This is a genomic window from Clostridiales bacterium (assembly GCA_015243575.1).
Classification (GTDB): Bacteria; Bacillota; Clostridia; order Peptostreptococcales; family Anaerovoracaceae; genus Anoxybacterium; species Anoxybacterium hadale.
On sequence record CP042469.1, the window covers coordinates 1,086,776 to 1,106,030 of the forward strand.

General features: G+C 44.1%; 16 protein-coding genes and 1 tRNA gene. 10 read left to right on the plus strand and 7 right to left on the minus strand.

What is annotated here, in order from left to right:
- Window position 1 precedes the first annotated feature (1 nt).
- Window positions 2-277, plus strand: a complete 276-nt coding sequence (locus tag FRZ06_04720) for a metal-sensing transcriptional repressor (GenBank protein ID QOX62699.1) — start codon at window positions 2-4, stop codon at window positions 275-277.
- A gap of 79 nt (window positions 278-356) precedes the next feature.
- Window positions 357-2,249 carry a cation-translocating P-type ATPase gene (locus FRZ06_04725; GenBank protein ID QOX62700.1) on the plus strand — a complete coding sequence of 631 codons (1,893 nt, stop codon included), beginning with the start codon at window positions 357-359 and terminating at the stop codon, window positions 2,247-2,249.
- A 12-nt stretch (window positions 2,250-2,261) separates the two neighbouring features.
- Here FRZ06_04725 and FRZ06_04730 read toward each other — a convergent pair whose 3' ends face one another.
- The 4 genes from FRZ06_04730 to FRZ06_04745 all read right to left on the minus strand — a co-directional run bounded on the left by FRZ06_04730 (window position 2,262) and on the right by FRZ06_04745 (window position 4,638).
- Window positions 2,262-2,900, minus strand: a complete 639-nt coding sequence (locus FRZ06_04730; protein QOX62701.1) for an NAD(P)H-dependent oxidoreductase — start codon at window positions 2,898-2,900, stop codon at window positions 2,262-2,264.
- Entirely contained in the window at window positions 2,897-3,418 is a 522-nt protein-coding gene (locus FRZ06_04735) for a flavodoxin family protein (protein ID QOX65828.1), read from the minus strand. The genes FRZ06_04730 and FRZ06_04735 overlap by 4 nt, the downstream gene beginning before the upstream one ends.
- A 67-nt stretch (window positions 3,419-3,485) precedes the next feature.
- Window positions 3,486-4,058, minus strand: a complete 573-nt coding sequence (locus tag FRZ06_04740) for a TetR/AcrR family transcriptional regulator (GenBank protein ID QOX62702.1) — start codon at window positions 4,056-4,058, stop codon at window positions 3,486-3,488.
- A 199-nt stretch (window positions 4,059-4,257) separates the two neighbouring features.
- Entirely contained in the window at window positions 4,258-4,638 is a 381-nt protein-coding gene (locus FRZ06_04745) for a hypothetical protein (protein ID QOX62703.1), read from the minus strand.
- A gap of 182 nt (window positions 4,639-4,820) precedes the next feature.
- Between FRZ06_04745 and FRZ06_04750 the strand changes: the two genes are divergently transcribed.
- On the plus strand, window positions 4,821-5,477 hold the full coding sequence (locus FRZ06_04750; protein QOX62704.1) for a DUF3298 and DUF4163 domain-containing protein: 657 nt from the start codon (window positions 4,821-4,823) through the stop codon (window positions 5,475-5,477).
- Window positions 5,478-5,562: 85 nt separating this feature from the next.
- Here FRZ06_04750 and FRZ06_04755 read toward each other — a convergent pair whose 3' ends face one another.
- Window positions 5,563-5,967: a bacteriohemerythrin gene (locus tag FRZ06_04755; protein ID QOX62705.1), complete on the minus strand. Its 405-nt coding sequence runs from the start codon at window positions 5,965-5,967 to the stop codon at window positions 5,563-5,565.
- A gap of 227 nt (window positions 5,968-6,194) precedes the next feature.
- Between FRZ06_04755 and mnmA the strand changes: the two genes are divergently transcribed.
- On the plus strand, window positions 6,195-7,271 hold the full coding sequence (mnmA, locus tag FRZ06_04760) for a tRNA 2-thiouridine(34) synthase MnmA (protein QOX62706.1): 1,077 nt from the start codon (window positions 6,195-6,197) through the stop codon (window positions 7,269-7,271).
- A 78-nt stretch (window positions 7,272-7,349) separates the two neighbouring features.
- On the opposite strand, the gene yajC is transcribed toward mnmA, so the two are convergent.
- The gene (gene yajC / locus FRZ06_04765; protein QOX62707.1) at window positions 7,350-7,808 is read right to left on the minus strand and encodes a preprotein translocase subunit YajC; all 459 of its coding nucleotides are present in this window, start codon (window positions 7,806-7,808) and stop codon (window positions 7,350-7,352) included.
- 111 nt (window positions 7,809-7,919) lie between these two features.
- On the opposite strand from yajC, the gene FRZ06_04770 reads away from it, so the two are divergent.
- Window positions 7,920-8,006 (plus strand) — tRNA-Leu (locus tag FRZ06_04770).
- Between the two features lie 54 nt (window positions 8,007-8,060).
- On the opposite strand, the gene FRZ06_04775 is transcribed toward FRZ06_04770, so the two are convergent.
- Window positions 8,061-9,704 carry a helix-turn-helix domain-containing protein gene (locus FRZ06_04775; GenBank protein QOX62708.1) on the minus strand — a complete coding sequence of 548 codons (1,644 nt, stop codon included), beginning with the start codon at window positions 9,702-9,704 and terminating at the stop codon, window positions 8,061-8,063.
- Window positions 9,705-9,900: 196 nt separating this feature from the next.
- On the opposite strand from FRZ06_04775, the gene FRZ06_04780 reads away from it, so the two are divergent.
- The 5 genes from FRZ06_04780 (at window position 9,901) to secF (ending at window position 19,254) form a co-directional block, all read left to right on the plus strand.
- On the plus strand, window positions 9,901-11,508 hold the full coding sequence (locus tag FRZ06_04780; GenBank protein ID QOX62709.1) for an APC family permease: 1,608 nt from the start codon (window positions 9,901-9,903) through the stop codon (window positions 11,506-11,508).
- 30 nt (window positions 11,509-11,538) lie between these two features.
- On the plus strand, window positions 11,539-13,191 hold the full coding sequence (locus tag FRZ06_04785) for an amidohydrolase (protein ID QOX62710.1): 1,653 nt from the start codon (window positions 11,539-11,541) through the stop codon (window positions 13,189-13,191).
- A 100-nt stretch (window positions 13,192-13,291) separates the two neighbouring features.
- A complete protein-coding gene (locus FRZ06_04790; protein QOX62711.1) occupies window positions 13,292-16,393 on the plus strand; it encodes a HAMP domain-containing protein in 3,102 nt (1,033 codons plus the stop codon).
- Between the two features lie 145 nt (window positions 16,394-16,538).
- On the plus strand, window positions 16,539-16,904 hold the full coding sequence (locus FRZ06_04795; GenBank protein ID QOX62712.1) for a TIGR04086 family membrane protein: 366 nt from the start codon (window positions 16,539-16,541) through the stop codon (window positions 16,902-16,904).
- A gap of 157 nt (window positions 16,905-17,061) precedes the next feature.
- Window positions 17,062-19,254: a protein translocase subunit SecF gene (gene secF / locus FRZ06_04800; protein ID QOX62713.1), complete on the plus strand. Its 2,193-nt coding sequence runs from the start codon at window positions 17,062-17,064 to the stop codon at window positions 19,252-19,254.
- The last annotated feature ends 1 nt before the right edge of the window (window position 19,255 follow it).

Below are 19,255 nucleotides of genomic sequence, written 5' to 3' on the forward strand. Positions count from 1 at the left end.
GATGCGCCAATGTATGGATGCGGACAATTTGCATAGACGATTGAATAAGATCATGGGACAGCTTCGTGCCATCGATAAAATGGTTGATGAAGATGTTCCCTGTGAGGATGTTCTGATACAGCTGAATGCGGCGAAAGGAGCACTCCACAAGGTTGGTCAGGTAATTTTAGAGGGACATTTGAATCATTGCGTCCGTGAGGGGATAGAACATGGGGATGCAGACAGGACGATCTCTGAATTTGCCAAAGCGGTGGAACAATTTTCAAGAATGACTTAAATATTATTCTAAGGAAGTGGCGGCAGCCACTTTTTTTATTGACACCTCATACCCCCAGGGGTATAATTGGCCTGTAAATATGTATACCCCATGGGGTATAAAAGGAAGGAATGATAACTTGATCCAAATGATTCAGAACGAAGAAAAGCGGACTCCATTTTTTATTGGAATATCCTTTATCGCTGTAATAATTAGCTTATTTGACTTTAGAATGTTGCCTTTCGACACTGCATGGGTTGCAATTTTCCTTTGCGGAGTGCCGATTATAAAAGGCGCTGTCATCGGACTTGTCACTGAATTTGATATCAAAGCCGACGTGCTTGTTTCCATTGCTCTTGTTGCCGCTATTATAATCGGGGAACGTTTTGCAGCTGGTGAGATTGCCCTAATCATGGCACTTGGAGCCTATCTGGAAGAAAGGACCGTTGCAAAGGCCAGAGCAGGCATTGAAAAACTTGTCAGCCTCACACCGGCAACGGCAAGAGTCATCCGAAACGGAGAGGAAATGATTATGCCTGCAGAGCAGATAAGGTTGGGGGATACCTTGAGAGTACTTGCGGGAGAAACCATTGCGGTAGACGGCGTGATTACAAAAGGTCAGACCTCGGTGGATCAGTCTGTAATGACAGGAGAGTCTCTTCCCGTTGATAAAGGTGAGGGGGATGAAGTATCCAGTGGAACGGTTAATCAGTTTGGAACCTTTGAGATGCGAGCACTGAAGGTTGGGGAAGACAGCTCGCTGCAAAGAATGATCCGTCTGGTGGAATCTGCGGATGCAGGAAAGGCTAAGATTGTAGGTCTTGCAGATCGTTGGGCCACCTGGATCGTCGTGTTCGCATTGCTGACCGCTGTGGCAACATGGCTGTTCACCGGTGAGGTCATACGTGCCGTAACTATACTTGTTGTCTTTTGTCCTTGCGCATTGGTGCTGGCAACGCCCACCGCCATCATGGCTTCCATAGGGAATGCTACAAAATATGGGATCTTAATCCGGCAGGGGGATGCGCTGGAACGTCTTGCTAAGGTGAAGCGGATCGCCTTTGATAAAACCGGTACACTGACTCACGGTCATCCTGCTGTAACCAAAATACGCAGCTTTGTTTCCATTTCCGAAGAAGAGCTGCTTGAAATTGCTGCTTCTGCAGAGAGCCTTTCAGAGCATCCGCTGGGAAAAGCAATTGTATCCTACTACAAGAGGGAAAAAGGAAAAAAACCGGATGCACCGGAAAGCTTTTGTATGATCCCAGGCAGAGGTGTATACGGAGAAATCGGCGGAACGAAGGTCTATGCCGGTAACGAAGCTTTGCTGTCAGAGAATGGAATCTTCTTCGGTGGTGAAATATCTGAATCAGCCGAAGGTGAGCGGGCGGATGGGTCCACTGTAATCTACCTTGGAATTGACGGAATTACAGCCGGTTATGTTGTTCTTTCTGACACCTTGAGGCCAGATGCAGCAATCACAGTAAAACAAATTCAAAATAGCGGAATGAAAACCGTTCTGCTTACAGGGGATGCAACACAGGCAGCGGCGCATATAGCAGGAAGTGTCGGAATCACCGATCTCCATTCCAATCTTCTGCCCGAGGATAAACTCAATGCTATTGCCAATTTTACTGCCAGGGGCGAAGCGATTTGCATGGTTGGAGACGGCATCAATGATGCTCCGGCACTAAAAGCAGCTCAGGTTGGAATTGCTATGGGAGGCATTGGAAGCGATATCGCAATCGATGCGGCTGATATTGTACTGGTAGGAGATGACATCAAGGAAATCCCCCATCTGCTGCATCTTGCAAAGAAAACCACAAAAACGATCCATATTAATATTGCGGCTTCCTTGCTTTTGAATTTTGCAGCAATCGCGCTGGCGATACCAGGACTTTTGAATCCGGTACTGGGCGCTTTAGTACATAATGCAGGCTCTGTTGCGGTCATCATTCACTCTTCCATGCTTTTAAATTGGCGAAAGCATTAGGGAAGCGCTGATTTATAACTGCCGTAGGATATCTATTCGTTTCAGATGATTTTTTCTTGCAGAGGTATTCCAGAAAAAATGTGTCCCCATCATCTTCCAGAAAAAACGTGGAACGTTGGGAGAGAGCATTTGTTTCTGTCCTTTTGTACCACTTGTAATATGATCCGCAATCTGTGACATAGCTTTACTCAAGTCTTTTAAGGGGCCATGACCAAAAGGTACATTGGAGGTGGCTCCTATCATTTCCCCTGCGCCTTGACCAATTCCGCCACAGAAGGAAAGCTCGGACCGCTTACACCAATTCTCCATGATTTTCATTGCGATGTGACACTGATGACCTTCATAAAATCCATTATTTACAATGACATAAACGCGGATTTCCTTATCCTTGTATTCTTTCATATAGCGCTCAAGTTCAATGATGATTCTGAATAAATGAGAGGGAAGGGCATCGATATATAAGGGGAAGGCAAAAAGAAGGACATCCATTTCACAAAGGGAGCGGTACTGATCGGGGGTAAATTCTTTCCCGGAAGTGGAGAGTGAGGTTAGCTCATTTCCTTCGTTCAGCAGTGGCTCTATTTTGTCCAGCAGAATACCCGAATTGCTGTTTCCGGGTTTTGGACTGCCATTTATCAAAGCAATTTTCATCCAAGCGCTCCTTTCATTGATTCCATTCGATCATAGAAAAATACTTTTTCTTTTGAGCTGTAGAAATTAACTCCATTGGCTGCAACCAATTCTTTAGCGGTTTCACGCTCTGCTTCGGTGAGATCCTTGCCGTAAAAATGCACTGTGAAAGCAAATGAGTGATTATATCGTCTCTGGTGATGGGTTTCACCATTTTTTGATGTGAAATAGGGCAAAAGGTAGGGGATGCTGCGATCCAAAACATTTCGGATAAAAGGACTGTAGCTTCCGTAAATACATTTACTGATGATCGTTACTTCATCACATTGCGACAACATTTTGCCGAGGTTTTCATAGCCGTCTTTTCTGACACAGATACCGGGGGTTTTGATCCAGCAGCCAAAGCAGCCGATGCAGGGTTTCATATGCCCGTTATCCGTTAATACGATGGTATCCTGGGTCACCTGCAGCATAAGGGCATTGAACACCGCAGGATCTAGATCATGAATGATCATTTTCATACAAAAGTCTCCTTTTATTATTTTCATACCTAATGATTGCTGCTTTTATAGTTGATGCACAAATGGTTGAGGAAATTTCCTAAGCCTATTTTTGCGTTATCATTGAGGAAAAGATCTTGCTCCAATCACCTGAGTATTTGATTCCTTCCGTTGTGAGCAGGGAAACAATGCCATGAACCATAGCCCATAGTATAATCAGTTGCTCCTTAAATTGATCCTCCGGGAGTTCCTTTTCACGGAACAGGGCATAAGCGGTATTTCTGAATAGGACAAAGGGAGGATAATCCTCGGGACTCTCACTGTCCAAATCGATCGTAGTTCCGGAATAATGGTATAAGAACAAGAAATATTGCGGATGTTCAATAAAGAAATCAATATATGCCTGACCTAGTAGACCAATTGACGCATTGCAGTCTTCTTTGCCTTGGATTGCTTCAAACAGTTTCTTTGTGAACTGACTGGTTACATGCTCGCCCATAGCTGCAGTGAGCGCTTCAATATCAGAAAAATGGCTATATGGCGCGGCGTGACTGACATTACATTTCGCAGCAACCTTTCTCAGGGAAAACTTTTTCGGCCCTACTTCATTCATCAGCTCGATTCCGGCTTCTATCAGCTCACTTCGTAAATTACCATGGTGATATTGGGTTTCTTTCATTTACGATTTCTCCTTCCTATTATTAGAGAATCCCTTATAAACTTTGAGGCACCTCTCCAAAGGGTGTATTCTGTGATAGTATCTTTACGCTGTCAAGATACTATCACAGAATCTTTACGGTGTAAAGATTGATTGCAAAAAAACGGATCAAAAATTAGATAAGATCCGTTTTGAATGAGCTGAACCGGCATAGGATACGCTATTTTACAAATTTCTCATAGAGATGGTATGCAAGCTGAACGATCAGGCCCGTTATCAACCCAAGAATTACAAAGAAAAATAAGGATATGAGCCCGGCAAGATCTCCCCAGCCGCTTCCATCTGCAAGAAAGGCTCGATACATAGACACAAATCCGACTAACAGTCCTGCTAAGAATATGCTAAGCGATAGTTTGGGACGAAAAAGGTACAACATGGAGGCAATCACACCAATCAGCAGGGAAAAGCCTGCATATGCAAGAATATTGTTAAAAGAAATCTGATGATCCAGAACAAAACGGACGCCTGCATACAGCAATATAAATGATACGACAGACACTAAGCTTGAGCTTAGGACGCGGTTTCTTGTCAATTTATTCATAATACACCACCTTAGGGAAGTGCCGATTTGAAAATCTGCCTTCCTTTGTCCTTTTCATAAATAATACCTGTTTTTCATATTATTAATCGAATCAAGCAATCTCATTCTGAACTTTCTTTTGCGATGGCATCGTCACATATCAGTTTCCATTGCCATACTCTGTCATAAAGGAGGCGTTACTTATGAGTTGTGAGCCTGTAACAGTTGAAAAGGTCACCCTTGAGCGTACTATGAAACACAAAGGTGTACCGGTACTGCACTATAAGATAGAATACCCGAAGTTCATTCATAGCCAATATCAAAATCAGCTGGATCAGATCAATTGCTGGTACCAGTGCAAGGCGGAGGACCTGCAAAAAGAATTTGAAACAGTAAATTATCGGGATGCTTCGGAACAGTATGATTTTTCGCTGAAAGAGAATTATCCATTTCCAATGCACGAAGCGATGGTAGTCTTTCATATTACTTATAATCAGGATTGTTGTATCAGCTTGTACCAGGATAAATATATATTCAGCGGAGGGGCACATGGGAACACCTTGCGTACCTCAGACACCTGGAATGTTATGACAGGCTGCCTGTATACCCTTTATGGAAACAGGAGTGACTGGGAACAAGTGCAAAAAAACATACTAAATCAGATTGATGGGCAAATCAAAGAACACCTTGCAAAAGGAGAAGACTGGTATTTTGACGATTATTCCAAGCTTGTTGCGGAGACATTTAATCCGCAAAGCTTCTATGTGACTCCGGAAGGAATTATGATCTACTTCCAGCAATATGACATTGCACCATACTCCAGCGGAATACAGGAATTTTTAGTCAGAACCGACCAATAGAAATCTGCCGCCTGAACGTACTTAATAAAAATGTACTTAAAATAAAAAGGAAGCTAAGCATACTCAGCTTCCTTTTTATACCATATTATTTCGCAGCTTTGACGAAGGCGCCTATCTTTTTATCTTCATTGGAGATGTGTTTTACAAGCCAATCAACTACCATTTGATTGGCATTCAGTACAACCAAGATATTGCCGCCGGATTCATTGAACTCTTTTTTTAGTTTTGCCAGTTCACCGATGAAAGCGGTATGTAAGTTTTTTTGTCTGTCATATTCGGGATAATTTATGCTGAGCATGTACTTTTCTTCATCGCTGAAGTGTTTTTTCGTGTAATCGTCCAGAAAGTCGAGCATCTGTCCGACAAATTCCTTTGCCTGTCCTTTTTTTCCTGCTTCAAATAATTGATCTGCTTTGTCAAACCATGTTCTATGCTGCTCATCGATAATGCCGATGCCTACCGATAAATCCTCAGTCCAACTCAATGCCATAATAATATCCACCTTTCTTTATCTGTATAGCTCTTTTGTCTATTATAATACCCTGGGGATCTTTTCACAATCGACAAAATTCTATAATTCTCGCTATTAAATTAATATTTTTAATTATTTGGACGGTCGAAAAAATTCTTTGGATGCGTTATAATAAATAAAGTAGAAATTTGATACAGAATAATATGATGATTTCGGTCACAGAAATAAATGGAAACGAGGTACGTATGTCAAAGGTATTAATTGCCATGAGTGGCGGGGTAGACAGCTCTGTTGCGGCTGTATTGCTGATGGATCAGGGTTACAAAGTAGCAGGGGCCACCTTTAAATTATTTGAAAATGAGGATATTGGTATCGAACGGGCCAAGTCCTGTTGCTCCCTTGAGGATGTGCTTGATGCAAAGAGTGTTGCGGAGAACCTTGGCTTTCGCCATGATGTCTATAATTTTGGTCTTCAGTTTGAGCGGGATGTTGTCATACCGTTTGCGGAAAGCTATAAAAAAGGCGAAACGCCTAATCCCTGCATTGAGTGCAATCGAAGCATCAAATTTGAAAAGTTCTTAGAGCGCGCAATGTTTCTGGAATATGATTTTATCGCTACAGGCCATTATGCAAGAATTGAAAAAGACGGGGAGACGGGGAGATATTTGCTGAAAAAGGGGCTTGATCCCACAAAGGATCAAAGTTATGCCCTTTATACCATGTCTCAGGAGGAACTTTCGAGAACCATCTTTCCACTGGGGAATTTGAAAAAGACAGAGATCAGAGCCATAGCTGAGGAAAGGGGCTTTGTCAATGCAAAAAAGCCTGACAGTCAGGATATCTGCTTTGTGAAAGACGGAGACTACGCAGGATTTCTTAAGCGTACCTTGGGAATTAATGTGGCGGAGGGTGAGTTCGTTGATATGGAAGGAAATTTCCTTGGAAAACATAAGGGGATTATTCACTACACCGTCGGACAGCGTAAGGGATTGGGAACAACGTTCGGGAAGCCTATGTACGTTGTCAGTATAGACAGCGAGACAAACCAGGTTGTGCTTGGGTCAAACGAGGATCTTTTTGTGGACAGCCTAGTGGCTGGAAATGTAAACCTGATTTCAGTAGCGGAGCTGAAAGAACCGATGGAGATAACGGTGAAGACGAGATATAAGCAGACAGAGGTTCCTGCAATTCTTTATCCAGCTGAGGACGGCAAGGTCTTTGTTAAGTTTAAGGAAAAACAACGTGCGGTGACACCCGGACAAGCCGCAGTGTTCTATGACGGCGATATCGTTGTAGGCGGGGGTAAAATCCTAAAACAATAAAAAAGTAGCTTCGCCACTTCCTATATAGAAAAAAACCCTGCAGTTTCAAAATGCAGGGTTTGTTTATGTTCAATCTTATTATTTGTTATCAGTAGCTTCTGCTTGATCAGCTTCAGATTCAATTGATGCTTCTGGAGCATAATCTGAAGTCGGTGATTCTGTTTCGCTTGCTTTCTTCATTCTCTTAGGAAGAGACTTTTTTGGTGCTGCAATTATATCCTCATCCTGCGGTTCTTCCTGTTTTGCTTTCTTGGAAGGTGAAGGAGCGGATTCTTCGTTAACAACCTTTGATACAGCCCATCTCATGATTTCAAATTTAACTCTGTCGGCGCCGACCTGGATTGTAAGAACCTCATCCTTGGTTTTTACAACCTTGCCACAAATACCTCCGATTGTGATGATCTCGTCTCCGACTTTAACAGAATTTCTCATCGCTGCAACGGATTTTTCCCTCTTCTTCTGCGGCCGAATCAGCAAGAAATACATGATAACTATTAGAAGAATTAAAGGCATTAAAGTTGCTAGTTGTTGACTCATTATTCTTTCTCCTTTCAGGTAATAAAAAAATTATATAGTAAAAAAAATGAAATGTAAATGGTTTTTTTTCTTGATTTAAATTCTTGAATATGGTAATATAAGATTTGTTACGCCGGCGTGATGGAATTGGCAGACGTGCGGGACTCAAAATCCCGTGGTGGCAACACCGTATCGGTTCGACCCCGATCGCCGGCACCAAATGAGATTGACAAGTTTTCAAGTAAGAAAACTTGTCAATTTTTTTTTATCGAATTAGGAAATGTCGTTTCTTTCCAGCATGATGAAAACAATATCCTGCGGATCAAGAGAACATGTGTATTGATGGCATGCTGCCTTCGTGAGAATTTGGAATGATATTTCCGGCATAGACATCCTATCTATGAATTGTTTGTCTTTTTCCGAGAGCTTACTCTTAAAATTTAATTGGCACCAAAACGCGACACACGATTTAGCAGAAACAAGTTTCTGCTGCGTGAGCTTGCAATTGTCAATCCCTCTGAGGTTGAAGTCTAGTGTAAGTTTATTGGAAACGCTTTCATTGAAAGCCAGTATGCTGTAGTTGCCTTCTGATTTTGTAACAATATATTCAGAGCCGATTTCAAGGACGCTGCGTTCCATTTGAGATAGCAGTTCCAGGAAGTAGAAGAGTGGTTTTTTCAGGCCATTGACCGCATACAAACCATTCGTGCTGTGCAGAGAATCGGACAGCTGGATGAACGACGGACTGATTGTATTTGTTTGAGTCATTTCTCTCAGAAGCCGTAGACAGGCCGTATGAGGCAGATCGTTGTAATACATTGACAACGGAGCCGCCTCATCGCTGCATGCCTGGCGAAACAAAAAGGAGCCAGGCTGAAGATTTTTCAAAACGTCAGTCTGGATATCAAGTTTCAGGGACAATCCCGCAGCGGGGGCTTTGAAGTCAAGATTGATTAGCTTCATTTCAGCAGAAATGTCTTTGAATACTGGAAATGAGGTATATTGTGAGATCGTTGTTTTTAGGTATTCCAGAGGCAAATCCTCTGCTTCCGCAGCTTGGAAGCCCAAGACCTCTCCTGAAAATCTCCTGCGGTATTCCTTCGGATGCATACCAAACCAATTGCGAAAATTTTCAACATAGTACTTTGTATCAGAGAAACCCGCATTTTGTGCAATCTGAGCAATGGGCGTGCTGGTGGACAGCAATTCCGCTTCTGACATTTCCACCCTTACCAGACTGAGAAAATCTCTGAAACTGTCACCTACAAATTTCTGGAACAGATGAGACAGATAATGGAGATTGATGTTCTCCTTCTCTGCAATTTTAGACAGGCTTAATTTATAAGGATAATTTTCATATACATAGCTGACGATTCGACTGATCCGGTCTACCTGGTACAGATCGTGTGCTGTTTTATGTTCAAACAGGCGGTTGTCCGGATTGATAACGAAGCCGCGGAAATGGTTGATCAAAGTTGTCAGCAGAGAGATTGTAATTTCTTTTATGATCGATTCATATCCCGGGCGCTTATTATATTGCTCTGATAAAATAGAAAAAATTTGTTCCCGCAGCAAGAGCTGATTTTTATAGGCTGATGTGGATTCTCTCAAATTTGTAGTAAATACGATGTTTTCAAGGTTTGGAAAAAAATTTGTAAAATAGGCGATACTGATGTTCAGGATTAGAACCAGGTTTTCATCACTGATGCTTGTGATCGAGTGAACGTCATTGCTATGAATGATATGAATGCTGTTTTTCGGAAGATAATAGTGGGTGTAGGCAAGCTTCAGATCCAACTCCCCCTCCAGTACATATAAAATCTGGATATCCTTGTGGTTGTGGATCGGGTAATGATGGATTCTGGACAATTGCACATGGACTGGAAGTCCTTCCGGATAATTGATGATTTCTAACATGGTTACCTCTAAAATTTCTTCGTAAAAACCATTTAGTTGCTATTCTTGTTTTATAATTCAAAATTCATTTGCAATTTTACAATAAAATATAGCAAATTAAAAGGAAAAAAGTCATATTAATCGCAAGAATATTCTGTAATCTGCTGTTTTATTTCGCTATACTTTTAAAAAATAAAGAAGGAGGTTTCTAATAAAAATGGAAGAAGGCAACAATCTCGTGAAAAAACACGACTTGAAGGTAATCAATATCGTGTTTATGATTTATTGCTTATGCGCGGCAGGGGCTTACGGGATCGAAGCGATGATTCCGGCAAGCGGTCCGGGGCTGACATTGGTGCTTTTGATGGTGATCCCCTTTGTGTGGGGTCTCCCCATGGCGCTTGCCTCTGTAGAATTAGGAAGCGCTAGACCGGTGGAAGGCGGATTTTACAAGTGGATTCAGGAAGCACTGGGAGAATTCTGGGGATTTCAGGCAGGATGGTGGAAATCCATCGCAAACTATATTGATTCCTCTGTCTATGTGATTCTGGCGGGAACCTATTTTGCTCTGATGACGGGCGTCGGTGAAACGGGAAAATATGCTTTCCAGGTTGCTATCATTGCGTTGTTTGTAATCATTAATTTGAGAGGGGTTCAGGAGTCGAGTAAAATAAGCCTGGTAGTCGGTTTTGCTGTGCTTGCAATTTTCACACTGATTACAGTGGTGGGTTTTATGAACGTCAGTCAAAATGCTTTCACACCGTTTACTCCTCCGGATCAGGGAGTGATGCTGAGTATCAGCGGCGGTCTCGCAATCGGAATTTGGATGTATTCGGGGTATGAGGCTATGTCTGCCGTCGGCGGAGAAGTCAGTAATCCAAGGATCATTCCAAAAGCAACGCTCATCGCTGTCCCTCTGATTGCGGCGACTTATATCCTGCCTACTGCGGCAAGCCTGAGTTCCATCGGCCAGTGGGAAAATTGGCAGGAAGGAATTTCCGGAGACGTGGTGGGATACGGAACGGTTCTTTCAACCTATCTGGGACATGGGATCTGGATGCTTCTCTTTGGTGCCATTGCAATTATGGCCCAGTGCTCCATCTACAATTCGTGGATGACTGCGGGGACGAGAGTCTTATTTGCCATGTCTGATGATAACCTTGCTCCAAAATTTATTAAGAAGGTTAATAAGAAGCACGGCGTTCCCTATATACCGGTTCTGATCATGGCAGCCGTGAATCTGATCCTGTGTTCATTTGAATTTACTGTTGTGCTTGTCATAGAGGTTCTGCTGATCATCGCGACGCAGATTCTGCTGTTTATCAGTATGCTAGTCATGAGGAAGAAAATGCCTGACAGCGAGAGACCGATCAAAATACCGGGACCTAAGCTGTTCATTACGCTTTTCTTTTCTATTCCCGTGGTGGTAGGCGTCCTTGCCTATCTGCTCAACGGAACCGATTATTTCATGGGCGGGCTGATTGGTATCTGTACAGGACCTATCGCTTATTTTGTGTTTAAAAGACGGTATGGCGGCCTACATAAATCTGATCCAAAGAAGCATCCGGTCAATCGGATTACGGGACTTGCACAGGGTGATCTGTACCGGATTTCTTATTTCTTTCTCATCGTTTGTGTTCTCTCCCTCATGGGAAGCGCTTTCCTCCCATGGTACGAAGGGAGCTGGGGACAGGAGTATTATTACGAAACTTACGGTGCGGATGTCTTCGGTACATTCCTGTCAGTCATAAAGGGTTTTGCTGCAGCAGGGGCGGCGCTCTTCGTTGTATTCCGTGTGATTGCAAAGAAGACAGAGAAGAAGTAAAAAATGCAAGCCAAGATAGTATAGGAAAGGATGATCGTCGTGAAGCAGATGACTGCGGATATTTTAATCAAAGGTGCCGCCTTTTTCGATGGAAGAAGATCTCGTCCGGAGATTGATTTTATAGCGGTAAGAGAAAACAAAATTATCGGAATGGGAGGTGAGGAGCAGGCTGGAGCATTCATCGGGGCAGATACCGTGGTCTGTGAGTTTTCAAAAGATCAGATGGTGATGCCGGGATTTCACGATAACCATATCCATCTGATCCAATCCGGAATGTTGGATAAATATGCGGATTTAACCATGGCTTCTTCCGAGGAGGAGGCAGCGGAAATGGTCCTGGAATTCGCGAAAAAGATCACCGATGAAAAGTGGGTTATGGGCTTTGGATGGAGCAGATTTGCATGGAAAAATAAAAAGTTCCCTACGAGAGAGAGCCTTGATGCCGTTCTATCAGACCGGCCGGTGCTGCTCTTCGATACGGAGCTCCATGCTGCGTGGGCTAACAGCTGCGCCATGGAAGAAGCGGGAATCACGAAAGACACGGCAGACCCGCCCTTCGGGAAAATCGATCGTGATAAGGACGGCATTCCCAGCGGATATTTTTATGAAACCGCTTTGTCACTGCTTGCGAAGCATGCTTTCCAGCTGGAACCGCATATCGTAAAGGATTTGATCCACAGGTATTCGAAGCGGGCGGTAAAATGGGGAATTACCTCAGTCAGCGACATGACACCCTATCTCGGAATCAATCTGGCATTTGAAGATATCTTTATGGAGCTGGATCGGAAGGGTGAGCTGATGCTGAGAATCAATGCTGCAAGAGATTTGTATGAAGATATTGAAGCGGTCGTGGCTCTTCGAAGGAAAGCGGAGGAATCTGGAACCGGAATGTATCGAATCCCATACTTCAAGCAATTTCTCGACGGTGTTATTTCCAATCATACCGCGATGATGATCGAAGATTACAGCGATGCAAAGGGGAATCGGGGAGGTTCACTACTGGATCTGAGCAATTTAAAGGAAGCGGTAAAGACAGCGCAGGAGAACAGTATGTCGGTACGCCTGCACGCCTGCGGAGACGGAGCAGTACGGGCGGCACTGGACGCGTATGAATATGCAGCAGGAGAATGCGCCGCAGGAACCTCATGCCGACATCAAATTGAGCATATCGAGGTAATAAGCTTTGAAGATATCAAGAGATTTGCTTCACTGGGTGTCATCGCTTCCGTCCAACCGGAACACATCGTGTCAGGAATGCCGTCCTTCTCGGACAATGGATATCCTGAATTGCTCGGCAAAGAACGCGAGCGGTATACGTGGGCGTTTAGGTGCCTGAAAGAATCGGGAGCAATCCTTGCCGGAGGGAGCGATTCACCCGTGGTCGAGGGAAATCCTTTTATGGGCATTTATTGCGGACTTGAAAGGGTTCATCCTGACGGCACTCCGAAAGGGGGATGGAACCCTGACGAAAAGCTTACTGTTCCGGAACTATTGGAACTGTATACCTTCAATGCGGCATTTGCTGAAGGACGGGAAGCTGAGCTGGGTACGCTGGAACCGGGTAAGCTTGCGGATATGATCGCAGTAGACAGAAATCTTCTTACTGTGAGCGCCGAGGAGCTCCTCTGTGCGGAGGTTTTGCTAACCATCGTGAATGGCAAAGTCGTTTATAAATATTCTTAACCAGTACTGCAGTATGCGGTCTGTGCATGCGAACTGTACAGACCCATATTATTTTTTATGGAATAAGAAATTTCTTATTCCATAAAAGGGGGAACCTCTCATGTTCGAAGCAAAAGGAGAAAATATGGAAAATATATTTAGAACTGGAAACGCAAAATCCATCAGTACGAAAATACTTCTTATTTTAACCCTTATGGTGATTGGAATCACAGTGCTGATTGGAACCTTTAGTATTGTGGAGCACAGAAAAGAGGTAATCGCCCAGAAAGCGGGTAAGTCAGAGGCGATTGGAAGCATTGTGGCTGCGAATACAAACCCCGAAAAACTGAAAGCATTAATTGCTTCAGATAAAGAGACAGACTATTACCCTGAAATAAAGCAAGTTCTGTCAGACATCAAAACAGCCACTGATGTAAAATATCTTGTTGTGGTTGCATCGAATCCAGAAGATAAAACGATGCGGTATCTTGCAGAAGGGCAGAAGGCAGATGACAACCCAGATGACATCTTCCCCTTCAATACTACTACCGCTTATTCTGATTTCTTTAAAAATGAAAAGGATGGAGACATCTTCGAATCTGCATTTGAAAAAGGCGAAGTTTACAACTACGGCATGTATGAAGATGCTGACTTTGGCTACCTGATGACAGTTTTTATTCCAATTCTGGATGCAAACGGCAAGACCGTTGCCATGGTGGGCGTGGATCTGGATGCCAACGATATCGTAAGAGAAGCCAATGAGCTGATGTATCTGCTGATTGGCATTGCAGCGGCAGGTATTCTTATCATGGTGATTACGTCCCGATATCTGATCAAAAGAACCATAATACTGCCCTTGAAGAATCTCGTCGCTGCGTCGGATTCACTGGCGGCAGGAGATGTTAATGCAACAGTAGACAGCAGCCAGGACGACGAAATCGGACAGCTGGCCAGTGCTTTTCGGAAAATGATTGAGCACATCAGGGAGCAGGCTGGGGCGGCAGAACAGATTGCGGCGGGGGATCTTAATGTAGCGCTTCTCCCGAAATCGGACAAGGATATTCTTTCGATCAGCCTGCTGAATGTGGTGAAGGAACTGAGTCTGCTGACAGAAGAGACGGGAGAGCTGACGAAAGCGGCGTTGGAAGGAAATCTCTCTGCCCGCGGAAATGCCGATGCACTCAGGGGCGGATACCAAAAGATCCTTGGAGAGGTAAATTCGGTCATGGACGCCATCATTACGCCGCTGCAGATTTGCGCTGGATATATGGAAAACATCAGCAAGGGAGAAATCCCTGAGCCGATCATCAATGAATACTATGGCGATTTTGACCGGATCAAAGGCAGCATCAATTCCTGCATCATGGCGGTCAATCTGCTGGTAGAGGACATGAATTCGCTTTCCATGGCGGCCATTGAGGGTCATCTTTCAAGCCGTGCCGACACTGCTGGACACAGCGGCAAGTTCTTAGAAGTAGTAGAAGGAGTCAATGCGACGTTAGATACCATCGCCGGACCGCTGCAAATGGCTGCTTCTTATCTGAGTGAGATTGGAAAGGGCCAGATTCCGGAACGGATTACAGACAGCTACCGTGGTGATTTCAACAGCATTAAGGACAGCATCAATTCCTGCATCGACGGTCTTGACGGTCTTGTGGAAGGGAAGCAGGTTCTGGCCAGAATGAGCCAGAACGATTATACGGCAAGAGTAGAAGGGAACTATCAGGGAATCTTCAGCGAGACTGCCGCCTCCATCAATCATGTGGGCTCCCATATCAACCATGTCATCGATATCATCAAGCGGGTTGCCGACGGGGACCTCAGCGATCTTGAAACGCTGCTGGCAGACGGAGTACGCAATGAAAACGATGCTCTGATGCCGTCTATTGTACAGATGATTGAGACCATTAAGGATTTGATCGAAGAAACCGTGATCCTGTCTGAAAACGCAGTGAGGGGTAATCTGTCTGCGAGGGGAAATTCCGAAAAATTCAGCGGGGAGTACGGAAACGTGATCAACGGCATTAACAGAACGCTTGAAGCGATCATAGAACCGATACGGGAAGCGTCCGATGTTTTGAAGGAGGTGGCAAAAGGTAACCTCAATACAAAAATGAACGGAAGCTATCACGGCGACCACGCCGAAATCAAGCACGCGCTTAATGGAACCGTGGAAAATCTCCAAAGTTATGTCGGAGAAATCTCCAGCGTGCTTGCGGATATGGGAAACGGAAACCTGGATCAGTCTATTACTGCGGAATATAAAGGAGACTTTGTAGAAATCAAAGATTCTTTGAATAACATCAGCAATTCTCTGTCCCATGCGCTTCGGGAGATCAGCCAGGCGGCTGACGAAGTGGCGTCGGGCGCAAGGCAGGTTTCCGATGCAAGTCAGGCCCTTTCCCAGGGAACCACTGAACAGGCCAGCACGCTGGAAGAACTTACAGCTTCCATCACGGAAATTGCAAACCAGACCAGGCAGAATGCTGTCAGTGCAAACCAAGCCAATGAATTCTCGGAAAACGCAAAAACGAACGGGCAAAAGGGAAATGAACAGATGCGTGAAATGCTTGGATCCATGGAGGATATTAGCGCATCCTCCACCAATATTTCTAAGATCATCAAAGTCATTGACGATATTGCGTTCCAGACCAACATTCTGGCTCTTAACGCCGCAGTGGAGGCTGCCAGAGCCGGACAGCACGGAAAAGGCTTCGCTGTTGTAGCGGAAGAGGTGCGAAACCTGGCCGCAAGGAGTGCCGCCGCTGCAAGAGAGACGACAGAGCTTATCGAGGGGTCCATCGGCAGGGTTGAAAACGGAACGGCGCTTGCCAACGCAACTGCGGCGGCGCTGTCTGAAATCGCCTCCGGTATTGAAAAGTCTGCCGATTTGATCGGAAGCATATCCGATGCATCCAGTGAGCAGGCTGCGGGAATTGAACAGATCAATGTGGGAATCAGGCAGATTGCTCAGGTGGTGCAGAACAATTCCGCAACCGCTGAGGAGAGTGCGGCGGCAAGTGAGGAACTGTCGGGACAGGCAGAAATATTGAAGCAGATGGTCGGTAGATTTCAGCTTAAGAAAACCGCTGCTTATCAAATAGACACCGTGGAGCGGCTGTTCACGGATACGGAAGCGAACAAGAATTCCAGCGATCCCTATGGCAAAATGAAAGCAAAGCCCGGATTCCTCCCGATGGATCAGGAAAACAATAAATATTAACAGAGATACAGGAAACCCCGGTGGCAAACTGGCTGCTACATTTTTCGTATAAATCTCCTTCTCTAAAATATAATGTAAAAGAATATATTTGGATAGGACTGTCTGCGGCATCAAGCCCGGATGGTCTTAGAATAAGGAGGATACCATGGAAATGATATGGAAAAATATGAAGGGCTTTTTATTTGCGCTGCTTCTTTTTATTATCATGACACTGGCAGTCAGCGCTGTGGTTAAGTTTACTCCGGCTCCTGAAAGATGGGCGATATACTATATGATCGGCGTCCTTTGCATCAGCTGCCTATTTTTAGGAACGTATTTCGGTAATCACTACAAGAAAAGAGGGTTTCTATACGGTGCCCTGTATTCCATCATTTTTCTGCTGGTTTTATCAGCAATCTATATGCTTGCTTTCTCCACGGGATTAGAATTGGGACTCGGTATGACAAGGTATATCATTCCGCTGCTTTTTGGCTGCGTCGGAGGAATGATTGGGGTAAATATGCGCGGTTAGCATGTTTCTGAGAGGAATACATAGACGGAATTTCCACCTTTTGTTATGATTTTGCTTGTAGGGACACAGAATAAGTAGTAAAATATTTTGTAATATAAATCAGACATACTATTTGTATTACAATATTACAGCATAAGAATAGAAGGTGAAAAGTACAATGAAGAAGGTATTGGCAGTATTATTGACGATCCTGATCATCTTTGGCTGGTATGTTACGATATTCGGCATCGGTTCCTTTGCGCCGATTAAGGACCAGATAAAGTTGGGTCTTGATTTGTCAGGCGGGGTCTATGTCGTAATGGAAGCGCAGACCGATGCAACCGGGGATGATTTAAAAAAGCTTATGTCGCAGACACAGGCTGTTATTGAGCGAAGAGTAAACCAACTAGGGTTGTCTGAGCCAGTCGTTACCATAGAAGGGAATAACCGGATAAGGGTGGAACTTCCAGGGGCTGAAGATGCGGATGAAGCAATCAACGCTATTGGGAAAACTGCACAGCTGCAGTTTGTCATGTCTGATAAAACAATTGTTTTAGACGGCAGTCAAGTAAAGGATGCCGGTATTATTTCGGATCAGGAAAGTGGTGGCTATGCCATCCGGCTTGAGTTCAATAAAGAAGGTTCTGAAGCTTTTAAAGACGCAACTACAAAGATCATAAACCATGAAGTCACTTCGCAGATAGACGGAGTTCCTGATGGTGCAATTATGATTATTCTGGACGGAGAAGTAATTTCATCTCCCGTTGTTCAAAGCATCATCCCCAACGGAGAAGCAACGATTACAGCGGGTGGAAGAGGTGGCTTTGGCGAAGAGGAAGCGACCAGTCTCTCTGCGTTGATTCGCGGCGGAGCGCTCCCTGTGGCATTAAAAGAGGTACAAACCTCTGTTGTTGGACCAACACTTGGTCTTGACGCACTGCAAATGAGTCTGATCGCAGGAGCAATCGGTGTAGCTCTAATCTTTATTTTATTGATCGCTATGTACCGTATTATGGGTGTAGCTGCAAATCTTGCACTGCTTCTCTATATACTTATTGTATTCTGGGTGATCGTTGCCATGAGAGGCGTACTCACGCTTCCTGGTATTGCCGGTTTGATTCTTTCCATCGGTATGGCTGTTGATGCGAATGTTATAATATTTGCCAGAATCAAAGAAGAAGTTATTAATGGAAAGTCCATCCGTGTAGCGGTATCCTCAGGATTTAAAAGAGCCATGTCAACCATTATTGACTCTCAGATAACCACCATTATTGCGGGTATCGTTCTGTATCAGCTTGGATCAGGTTCTGTCAAAGGGTTTGCCATGACACTGATGATCGGTATTATTGCAAGTATCTTTACTGCGGTTGTAGTAACCCAGCTTTATATGGAACTCATCTCAGAGAATAAGACCCTTGCAACTATGAGAAACTTCGGTATAAAAACGGATGAAAAGAAACCATTTGTTGAAGTCAGCTTTATAAAACATAAGAAGATTTTCTACATCGTATCTGTGGCAATTATAGTTCTTGGTCTCGGAGTTGGTATGGTCAGAGGCTTCAATTACGGAATTGACTTTACCGGTGGTACCATGTTCCAGATTAATATGGGCGCGGAAACAAACGTATCTGAATTGAAAAATGTCCTAAAAGATAGTGGAATAGACGATGCAGAGATTGTTCATGCAGGCAAAGAAAACAATGAAATAATCATCAAAACAGTTCAAGCGCTTGACTCTGATGCAAGAGAAGTGGTATTAAACAATCTCTTTGATAAGTTTAATTTGACAGAGGACTCTGTATTATCGGTGGAACAGTTTGGGCCGTCTGTCGGTGACATGCTGAAGGCGAATGCGATCAAAGCAGTGATTATCGCATCCATCGGTATGCTGATTTACATCATTATTCGATTTGAATGGAAATTCGGCTTGGCTGCAATTACCTCTGTAGTTCATGATGTATTGATACTCGTTGCATTTTATGGTTTATTCAATGTCACTGTGAACAACCCATTTATCGCGGCGGTGCTGACTCTGGTGGGATACTCGATTAATGATACCATCGTAGTATTCGACCGAATCCGTGAAAATCTTGGTATCATGAAGAAAAACAAATTGGATGAATTGATTGATACCAGTATTAAGCAGACTCTCGTGCGATCCTTAATGACATCGCTAACAACTGTACTGGCTATCATTCCGCTTTATGTTCTGGGCGGAGAGACCATACGCCAATTTACCTTGCCGTTGATCGTCGGTATTATCGCTGGTGCGGCATCCTCTATCTTTATAGCGAGCCCCGTATATTATGATCTGTGTCAGATCACCGGCGGTCCGAAATATAGAGCAAAAAAAAGCAAGAGTAAGGACTAAT

Coding starts and splice junctions, on each gene's coding strand:
- FRZ06_04780 (QOX62709.1), top strand. CDS start 9,901: ATGGAAGAAGGCAACAATCTCGTGAAAAAACACGACTTGAAGGTAATC.
- FRZ06_04790 (QOX62711.1), top strand. CDS start 13,292: ATGTTCGAAGCAAAAGGAGAAAATATGGAAAATATATTTAGAACTGGA.
- mnmA (QOX62706.1), top strand. CDS start 6,195: ATGTCAAAGGTATTAATTGCCATGAGTGGCGGGGTAGACAGCTCTGTT.
- FRZ06_04725 (QOX62700.1), top strand. CDS start 357: ATGTATACCCCATGGGGTATAAAAGGAAGGAATGATAACTTGATCCAA.
- yajC (QOX62707.1), bottom strand. CDS start 7,808: ATGAGTCAACAACTAGCAACTTTAATGCCTTTAATTCTTCTAATAGTT.
- FRZ06_04745 (QOX62703.1), bottom strand. CDS start 4,638: ATGAATAAATTGACAAGAAACCGCGTCCTAAGCTCAAGCTTAGTGTCT.
- FRZ06_04740 (QOX62702.1), bottom strand. CDS start 4,058: ATGAAAGAAACCCAATATCACCATGGTAATTTACGAAGTGAGCTGATA.
- FRZ06_04795 (QOX62712.1), top strand. CDS start 16,539: ATGGAAATGATATGGAAAAATATGAAGGGCTTTTTATTTGCGCTGCTT.
- FRZ06_04720 (QOX62699.1), top strand. CDS start 2: ATGCGCCAATGTATGGATGCGGACAATTTGCATAGACGATTGAATAAG.
- FRZ06_04755 (QOX62705.1), bottom strand. CDS start 5,967: ATGGCATTGAGTTGGACTGAGGATTTATCGGTAGGCATCGGCATTATC.
- secF (QOX62713.1), top strand. CDS start 17,062: ATGAAGAAGGTATTGGCAGTATTATTGACGATCCTGATCATCTTTGGC.
- FRZ06_04750 (QOX62704.1), top strand. CDS start 4,821: ATGAGTTGTGAGCCTGTAACAGTTGAAAAGGTCACCCTTGAGCGTACT.
- FRZ06_04730 (QOX62701.1), bottom strand. CDS start 2,900: ATGAAAATTGCTTTGATAAATGGCAGTCCAAAACCCGGAAACAGCAAT.
- FRZ06_04785 (QOX62710.1), top strand. CDS start 11,539: ATGATCGTCGTGAAGCAGATGACTGCGGATATTTTAATCAAAGGTGCC.
- FRZ06_04775 (QOX62708.1), bottom strand. CDS start 9,704: ATGTTAGAAATCATCAATTATCCGGAAGGACTTCCAGTCCATGTGCAA.